Below are 4,017 nucleotides of genomic sequence, written 5' to 3'. Positions count from 1 at the left end.
AGGCTGTACCCGACGCCTGCGGCGCTCGAGACCCTGGCCGGGCGCTTCGACCAGGGCCTGCGCCAGGAGCTGAGCGCACTGCTCGACGCGGACGACGGTCGGCTGCGCCGCGAGCTGGCCACGCTAGTCGATCGGCGGAACAGGATCGCCCACGGCCTCAACGAAAGCGTCGGGGTCAGGAAAGCATTAGAGCTCCACAGAGTGGCCTGCGAGGCCGCCGACTGGTTCATCCTTCGCTTTGGTCCTTCCTGAGCCCCGGACGCGCAGTGCCGGAATTCTCCGAGCGGCGGCGGACATGCCAGTCTGATAGTGATGGTGGAGCGGGTGCCCGCCCCGGGCCGGCGCACCCATACTCGCCAGTTCCCAGTAGGTCCGCGTTCCTTCCCAGAATGGTTCCCGAGATGTCGCGGGCGGCCGGCAAGACAGTGAGTGAAGGATCTTGGCCGGTGGCGTCGTTGATCCAGATCATGATGGAAACGATGACGACTTCGACACCGAAGTAATGGGTGCCTTTGGCGAAGCGGACGGCGGGAGCACGCCAGACTACGTCTCGGCCGGAGCACCCGGAACCACGCGAACAGTTCCATACATGGACCTGGTAGGTGATGTGCTGCGGTGCGCGAGGCACGTCCTCGAAGCCCGACCGGCCGGCGCGGGGCTCCATGTGACCCTCGACCTCCACGCTGATCTCGTCGACGGGGACATCCAACCGGGCGGCGACGATCTCGAACATGTGCGTCAGGCAGCTGGCGAACACGCCGAGGACGAGCTCGGGCGAACTCAGCCCGAGGTCGGCACCGGCATAGTCCGGGGGCGAGTCACTGAGGATCTGGTGGTCCCGGATCCGGATCCGTCGAACTCCGCTGCGCCCGACGGCCTCGGACCGCGCCCGAAGCACCACCGGGCCCGCGAAGGTGCCCGCCGCGGTCGCGTCCTTACCTACGACCAGCGGTTGTCCGTCTACAACGCCCGCTTCGGCCTGGAAGGCACCTGGAGCGACCGGGTAATCGCCCGCCTCGCGGGCCCGGAGTCGATGGAGGGCCGCCACCGCCTCCGCGAGATCCTGACAAACCTGGGCCTGCCCTCCCACTGACCTTCCCGGACAAGCACGGGCACGCGGGGGCGTCCTGACGTCGTACTTCCCGGCCGGCCTCGGGGTCGAAGGAAGAGGGAAACGCGCCCGTGCCTGCTATCGGGTGACGATGACCGTCGCGCGGTGTCCGGTGGCGTTCTTGAATTTGGTGTCGCCGGTGAGCAGGTCGCAGCCGAGCGCTTCGGCGAGCGCGATGTAGGCGGCGTCGTAGGTACCGAGGTTGTGCCGCAGCTCCCACATCCGGGGATGGTAGGGCCAAACCGGATGACGGGTGATCCGCAGGCGCGCGTAGTCAGCCAGCATCTGCTCGCCGCGATGGTCAGTGATCTTCTTGCCTGCGGCAAGCCCGCGGACTGTTGACGCGACCTCGACGTCGAGATGGTGCGGGGCGTGCAGCGTGCGCGGGGTGGACAGGCGCTGCCGGAGCACCTCGTCGCCATCGCGGACGGACAGCACATCAATGACGAGCGAGCAGTCAACCACGTACGTGAGGGTCAACGCCGCCCCTCATCGCGCGCCGCGAGGATGTCATCCATGGTGAGCTCCACCGGTTCCCTGTCGCGAGCGATGCGGGCGATGACCTCCGCGTTGGTCTCCGTGGCCGCATCGGCATCCATCAGGTCCCGCAAGTACCCGGACAGTGACTGGCCGAGCGATCTGGCACGTTCGCGGAGGACCGCGAGCGTCGTCGGATCGACATCGCGTACCTGGATGATGCCCCCGTCGGCAGACTCGCTCATCTGTCCACGCTACCACGCTTCATGCATCATGCATGAATCCTCGAGTCACCCTCGCCAGAAGCGTTCGTGGGTGCCTCACGCCACCTCCGCCGCTTGCGCGGGACGTCGCCGTCAGCCGGTCATCAGCGACGCGGCGACGGTGGCACCGAGTTCCCAGCAGGCCTCGCGTGCCCCGGAGTCCACCTCGCCGACGATCGACAGCGGCTCGCGCAAACGCTTCCATCTGAGCCCGGTCGCGATGGTCTCGATCCCACGGATGGCGCCGGTCGTGTCGCTGTTACCATGGACGTAGAGGGTGTATGGGCGACCAACCGTCGCCTCAAGCACGGGGTAGTAGATCTGGTCGAAGAAATGCTTCAAAGCCCCCGACATGTAGCCGATGTTCGCCGGGGTGCCGAGCAGGTAGCCGTCCGCGGCGAGCACGTCGACGGCCGTCGCCGCCAAGGCCGGCTTGACGACGACGGCCACACCCTCGATCGCCTCGTCCCGGCTACCGGCCAGCACCGCTTCCAACATCACCTGCATGGTCGACGATGGTGTGTGGTGAACGATCAGCAGAGTCGGCATCGCGGCCATGCTATGGCCTCGGCCGACGTCTGGCCCCGGCCCCACCCGGGCATGGCAGCGGGCCAGGCGGTAGGCACCAGCCGCCTGATCGGGCACAATCGTCCGCAGAGGAGGTCGGCATGCAGCCATTGATCGAGACCAGACGCGCGGAGATCCAGCAACTCTGCCGCAGTCTCAACGTCCGCCGTCTCGACCTCATCGGATCCGCGACTTCCGACGCCTTCGACCTCGGCACCAGCGACGTCGACGTCCTCGTCGAGTTCGACGCTGACAACACCGCATTCGACTACTACGGTACCTACTTCACTCTCAAGGAAGGGCTTGAGCGCCTGTTTGGCCGCGCCGTCGACGTCGTCAGCGTCACCGCCATCCGCAACCCGTACTTCCGCGACCAGGTCATGAGCACCAGGCAGCCCTTGTATGCCGCCTGACCCACGCAAGTATCTCTGGGACGCTGCCAACGCGGCCGAACTCGCCCGAGGCTTCGCCCACGACCAGACCTTCGAAGATTATCTGGCGAACGCGATGCTCCGCGCCGCGGTTGAACGCGAGTTCGAGATCATCGGCGAGGCGCTCAACCAGCTGTCGAAAGCATCTCCAGACCTCGCCGCCGCGATCCCCGAGCTTCCTCGGATTGTTGCCTTCCGGAACATTCTCATCCACGGCTACGCCACCGTCGACGACGCCCTGGTCTGGCAGGTACTTCAGGAGAAGATCCCCGAGCTCGAACGAGTCGTCCGAAAGATGCTGACCGAAAGATGATTTACTCACACTACTCGCGAGAGCCAGGATCAGGAACACTGCCTGGGTGCTTGTGCTTCGTGTTCACCGCGCCGTTCCGCGGCGAGCGCTTCGCCGGCCATCTTGTTCGCGAGCTGGACGACGTGGAACGGGTGCACGGCGATGATCGTATCCGGGAGCGCGGGGCGGGTGGGTTCGTCGGCCGGCGCCGAAGGGTCGGTGGCCACGATCCCGGCATCGGCCGCGACCATCATGACCCACAAAACCATGATCCAGCGATATCATGAATTAAAGATCATTAGCGGCGGCCGCGGAAGGTACGCCGCAGGTCGTCGACCCATTGAGCGGGGATTTCCCAGGGAATGAAGTGGCCGCGGTGGTCGTGGGCGTTGAGGCCGACGTGATTGTACCAGGCGGCGCGGTCGGAGTCGAGGAAGTTCTGAACCCGCTGGTCGGTGCTGACGCCGGGTGGGTTTTCATAGCCGACGAAGGTGATGCCGGTGGGCGCCTCGATGGCTGGCTGCCGGTCGTGGGACGGGGCCCACGGGTAGCGGTTGTTGTTGGCGTAGGTGCGGATCGAGGTACCGATCGTGTTGGTCACCCAGAAGATCATGGTGTGGGTGAGCAGGTCGTCTTTGGTGAAGACGGTCTCGATGTCGCCGCCGTTGTCGCTCCACTTCACCCAGCGTTCGAGCATCCCGGCCGGGGAGTCGGACAGCCCGTAGGTGAGCGTGCTCGGGGCGAGCACGTGCGCGGCGAGGTGGACGGCGAGGTGGACGGCGAGGTGGACGGCGAAGCGCTTCTCCACGGCGACGATCTGGGCGTGGATGTCGTCAGGCAGGCCGTCGGGGCTGACCTCAATGCCATTTCCGCTAA

The 4,017-nt window shown here is 66.0% G+C and carries 7 protein-coding genes and 2 pseudogenes; 4 read left to right on the top strand and 5 right to left on the bottom strand.

Annotation, left to right across the window (positions count from 1 at the left end; translation table 11 throughout):
• Nucleotides 1-252 (top strand): annotated as a pseudogene (locus AC08OT_RS19540) (HEPN domain-containing protein); the annotation flags it as partial.
• A gap of 337 nt (nucleotides 253-589) precedes the next feature.
• Nucleotides 590-1,093, top strand: a complete 504-nt coding sequence (locus AC08OT_RS19535) for a hypothetical protein (protein WP_476594635.1) — start codon at nucleotides 590-592, stop codon at nucleotides 1,091-1,093.
• A gap of 96 nt (nucleotides 1,094-1,189) precedes the next feature.
• Here AC08OT_RS19535 and AC08OT_RS19530 read toward each other — a convergent pair whose 3' ends face one another.
• The 3 genes from AC08OT_RS19530 to AC08OT_RS19520 all read right to left on the bottom strand — a co-directional run bounded on the left by AC08OT_RS19530 (nucleotide 1,190) and on the right by AC08OT_RS19520 (nucleotide 2,409).
• Nucleotides 1,190-1,591, bottom strand: coding sequence for a type II toxin-antitoxin system VapC family toxin (locus AC08OT_RS19530; RefSeq protein WP_476594634.1), 402 nt, complete (start codon nucleotides 1,589-1,591; stop codon nucleotides 1,190-1,192).
• Nucleotides 1,588-1,833: a hypothetical protein gene (locus tag AC08OT_RS19525; RefSeq protein ID WP_045878334.1), complete on the bottom strand. Its 246-nt coding sequence runs from the start codon at nucleotides 1,831-1,833 to the stop codon at nucleotides 1,588-1,590. The genes AC08OT_RS19530 and AC08OT_RS19525 overlap by 4 nt, the downstream gene beginning before the upstream one ends.
• Nucleotides 1,834-1,944: 111 nt before the next feature.
• Nucleotides 1,945-2,409: a flavodoxin family protein gene (locus AC08OT_RS19520; protein WP_476594633.1), complete on the bottom strand. Its 465-nt coding sequence runs from the start codon at nucleotides 2,407-2,409 to the stop codon at nucleotides 1,945-1,947.
• Nucleotides 2,410-2,519: 110 nt separating this feature from the next.
• Between AC08OT_RS19520 and AC08OT_RS19515 the strand changes: the two genes are divergently transcribed.
• Both AC08OT_RS19515 and AC08OT_RS19510 read left to right on the top strand, forming a co-directional pair.
• Nucleotides 2,520-2,831, top strand: coding sequence for a nucleotidyltransferase family protein (locus AC08OT_RS19515; RefSeq protein WP_476594632.1), 312 nt, complete (start codon nucleotides 2,520-2,522; stop codon nucleotides 2,829-2,831).
• Nucleotides 2,821-3,162, top strand: a complete 342-nt coding sequence (locus tag AC08OT_RS19510) for a HepT-like ribonuclease domain-containing protein (protein WP_476594631.1) — start codon at nucleotides 2,821-2,823, stop codon at nucleotides 3,160-3,162. Before AC08OT_RS19515 ends, AC08OT_RS19510 begins: the two co-directional genes overlap by 11 nt.
• A 29-nt stretch (nucleotides 3,163-3,191) precedes the next feature.
• Here AC08OT_RS19510 and AC08OT_RS19505 read toward each other — a convergent pair whose 3' ends face one another.
• A complete protein-coding gene (locus AC08OT_RS19505; protein WP_476594630.1) occupies nucleotides 3,192-3,410 on the bottom strand; it encodes a hypothetical protein in 219 nt (72 codons plus the stop codon).
• A gap of 29 nt (nucleotides 3,411-3,439) precedes the next feature.
• Nucleotides 3,440-4,017: pseudogene (locus AC08OT_RS19500) on the bottom strand (epoxide hydrolase); the annotation flags it as partial.

Source organism: Frankia sp. CgJB1, from assembly GCF_977947065.1.
The sequence above is the reverse complement of the archived record's forward strand: the minus strand, read 5'-3'. Positions and strand labels throughout refer to the sequence as shown.

Coding starts and splice junctions, on each gene's coding strand:
- AC08OT_RS19510 (WP_476594631.1), top strand. CDS start 2,821: ATGCCGCCTGACCCACGCAAGTATCTCTGGGACGCTGCCAACGCGGCC.
- AC08OT_RS19515 (WP_476594632.1), top strand. CDS start 2,520: ATGCAGCCATTGATCGAGACCAGACGCGCGGAGATCCAGCAACTCTGC.
- AC08OT_RS19535 (WP_476594635.1), top strand. CDS start 590: ATGGACCTGGTAGGTGATGTGCTGCGGTGCGCGAGGCACGTCCTCGAA.
- AC08OT_RS19505 (WP_476594630.1), bottom strand. CDS start 3,410: ATGGTTTTGTGGGTCATGATGGTCGCGGCCGATGCCGGGATCGTGGCC.
- AC08OT_RS19525 (WP_045878334.1), bottom strand. CDS start 1,833: ATGAGCGAGTCTGCCGACGGGGGCATCATCCAGGTACGCGATGTCGAT.
- AC08OT_RS19520 (WP_476594633.1), bottom strand. CDS start 2,409: ATGGCCGCGATGCCGACTCTGCTGATCGTTCACCACACACCATCGTCG.